Here is a 2,825-nt window from a genome sequence, read left to right as displayed (position 1 = left end):
TTTTATTTTTTTATTATTTTTGAAAAATATTTAAGGTTTTTTTTTAATTGTAAATCTTGGAAGCAACAATATAACCAAAATCGAAGAATACATATTAATTTAAAAAGGGTTTTGATATAGCAAAATCATTTTCATTTTTACTTCATTTTAAAATTATTTTATCCAATATCATCTAAAAAAACTGTTTTTGCAAGAAATCAATAAAAAATAAATCGATATATCGAAAATTATTATCAAAATCCTATTTCAATTACTTCAATTGCTCAAGAAGTAGCTTTAAAAGAAGAAGATTTTTATAGGTATTTTAAAAAACATACTCAATTAACTTTTACGGCTTTTTTAAATCAATATCGGATTGAACTTGCCAAAAGCCAGTTGCTATTGGGCAAAACGATATCTGAAGTATGTTATCATTGCGGATTTGAGAGTTTATCATATTTTAGTAGGATTTTTAAACGAATTGTTGGAAAAAATCCTCAAAAATTTCAAAATAACTAAAAAGAGCATCAAAACAAAAATTTATTTTGATGCTATAAAAAAACATTATAAATTTGCATCAAACAAAATTCAGAAAATGTACAATTTAAACAATATTTGGTGGTGGAGCAACTTACGTCAAACGTCGTGAAGCAATATCCTATAAGTATATTTTAAATACTAAATATCTATAAAGGTTTGTCTATCACGACAAGCCTTTATTTTTTTTAACATTAAACAACTACAACATTGAAATCTTTTATTTTAAATACAAAATACAAACAAATTCTAGCCGACACCATCACGCCCGTGAGTGTTTACTTGAAAATTCGTGATAAATTCCCCAATAGTTTACTCTTAGAAAGTAGCGATTACCACGGAAACGACAACAGTTTTTCATACATCTGTTGCAACCCCATTGCTTCTTTCAAAATAGAAAACGAAACGATTATCAAAAACTATCCTGACGGAAGCATTGAAAAAATGGCAATAGATGCCAAAACCAATATTCCTGCAGTAATTCAAGCGTTTTCGGAACAATTTGAATCCGAAAAGAATGATTTTAAATTCATTAATAACGGCTTATTTGGTTATATTTCTTATGATGCAGTACGATATTTTGAAAAAGTAAGCATTGCCAAAAAAGAAAATAGCAACACCATTCCCGATGTGTATTATGCTGTATATCAAAATATAATTGCCATCAACCATTTCAAAAACGAGGCCTATATTTTCTGTCATAGTTTGGATGGAAAAAATAATATTGGCGAAATTGAACAATTATTACAATCTCGAAATATAGCATCTTATTCGTTTGCAAAAGACGGCGAAGGATTTTCAAATTTAACCGACGACGAATTCAAACACCATGTGGCATTGGCTAAGAAACATTGTTATCGCGGCGATGTGTTCCAATTGGTTTTATCCAGACGTTTTACACAAGGATTCAAAGGCGACGAATTCAATGTTTACAGAGCCTTGCGAAGCATCAACCCTTCCCCTTACCTCTTCTTTTTTGATTATGGCGATTTCAAAATATTTGGTTCTTCACCCGAAGCCCAAATTATTGTCAAAAACCGTAAAGCAGAAATTCATCCGATTGCAGGAACCTTCAAGAGAACTGGCGATGATGAAAAAGATGCGGTTTTGGCCAAGCAATTATCCGAAGACAAAAAAGAAAATAGCGAACATGTAATGTTGGTCGATTTGGCTCGAAATGATTTAAGCCGAAACGGACACGGTGTACAAGTTGAAAAATACCGAGAAGTACAATTTTTTTCACATGTGATTCATTTGGTATCCAAAGTTACAGGTCATTTACACGACAAAGCCTCCACGATGCAGGTGGTTGCCGATACTTTTCCGGCGGGCACTTTGAGTGGTGCGCCAAAACACCGTGCCATGCAATTGATTGAAGATTATGAAAAAACCAATCGTAATTTTTATGGAGGTGCCATTGGATTTATGGATTTCAAAGGGAATTTCAATCATGCGATTATGATTCGAACTTTTTTAAGCAAAAACCACCAATTGCATTGTCAAGCGGGTGCTGGAATCGTAGCCGATTCGGATGAAGAAAGTGAAATGCAAGAAGTGTATAACAAATTAAGGGCCTTGAATACAGCTTTGGATTTGGCGGAAAGGATATAAGCCCCCTAACCCCCGAAGGGGGAATTTGAAGTGAATTGAAATAAATAAAAAAACAACAACAATGAACAATACTACTACTAATGCGATGCCAACTGTTCCCCCTTCGGGGGCTAGGGGGCGAATCCTAGTCATAGACAATTACGATAGCTTTACTTACAATTTAGTCCACTATTTAGAAGATTTAGACTGCGAAGTAACCGTGTATCGAAACGATGAATTTGAGTTGGACGACATTGCTCATTTTGACAAAATTTTACTATCGCCAGGGCCTGGCATTCCAGAGGAAGCGGGTTTATTGAAACAAGTGATTGAAAAATATGGGGCAAGCAAAAGTATTTTTGGTGTATGCCTCGGACAACAAGCCATTGGCGAGGTTTATGGTGGCACGCTTTCCAATTTGGATAAAGTGTATCATGGAGTGGCTACCAACGTTACCAAATCAGTCAATGACGAATTGCTTTTTGAAGGATTGGAAAATGAATTTGAAGTAGGTCGTTACCATTCTTGGGTGGTGGACGCTAATTTACCAGATTGTTTAGAAGCCACCTCTTTTGACGAAAACGGACAAGTCATGTCACTTCGCCACAAGACCTTTGATGTTAGAGGTGTTCAATTTCACCCCGAAAGTGTTTTGACACCAAACGGAAAGAAAATGTTAGAAAATTGGGTGAGGAGTTAGGTTAGAAGTTAGAAATTAG

Annotated in this window: 3 protein-coding genes; all 3 read left to right on the top strand. The window is 34.5% G+C overall.

What is annotated here, in order from left to right; translation table 11 throughout:
* Window positions 1-207 precede the first annotated feature (207 nt).
* The gene (locus B0A58_RS17085; protein ID WP_089081566.1) at window positions 208-498 is read left to right on the top strand and encodes a helix-turn-helix domain-containing protein; all 291 of its coding nucleotides are present in this window, start codon (window positions 208-210) and stop codon (window positions 496-498) included.
* A gap of 228 nt (window positions 499-726) precedes the next feature.
* On the top strand, window positions 727-2,127 hold the full coding sequence (locus tag B0A58_RS13920; protein WP_089081565.1) for an anthranilate synthase component I family protein: 1,401 nt from the start codon (window positions 727-729) through the stop codon (window positions 2,125-2,127).
* Between the two features lie 61 nt (window positions 2,128-2,188).
* Window positions 2,189-2,806 carry an anthranilate synthase component II gene (locus B0A58_RS13915; protein ID WP_185740255.1) on the top strand — a complete coding sequence of 206 codons (618 nt, stop codon included), beginning with the start codon at window positions 2,189-2,191 and terminating at the stop codon, window positions 2,804-2,806.
* Window positions 2,807-2,825: the final 19 nt, after the last annotated feature.

The organism is Flavobacterium branchiophilum NBRC 15030 = ATCC 35035 (genome assembly GCF_002217205.1).
GTDB lineage: Bacteria > Bacteroidota > Bacteroidia > Flavobacteriales > Flavobacteriaceae > Flavobacterium > Flavobacterium branchiophilum.
Note: the sequence above shows the minus strand (reverse complement) of the source record. Positions and strands in the feature narration are given on the sequence as shown.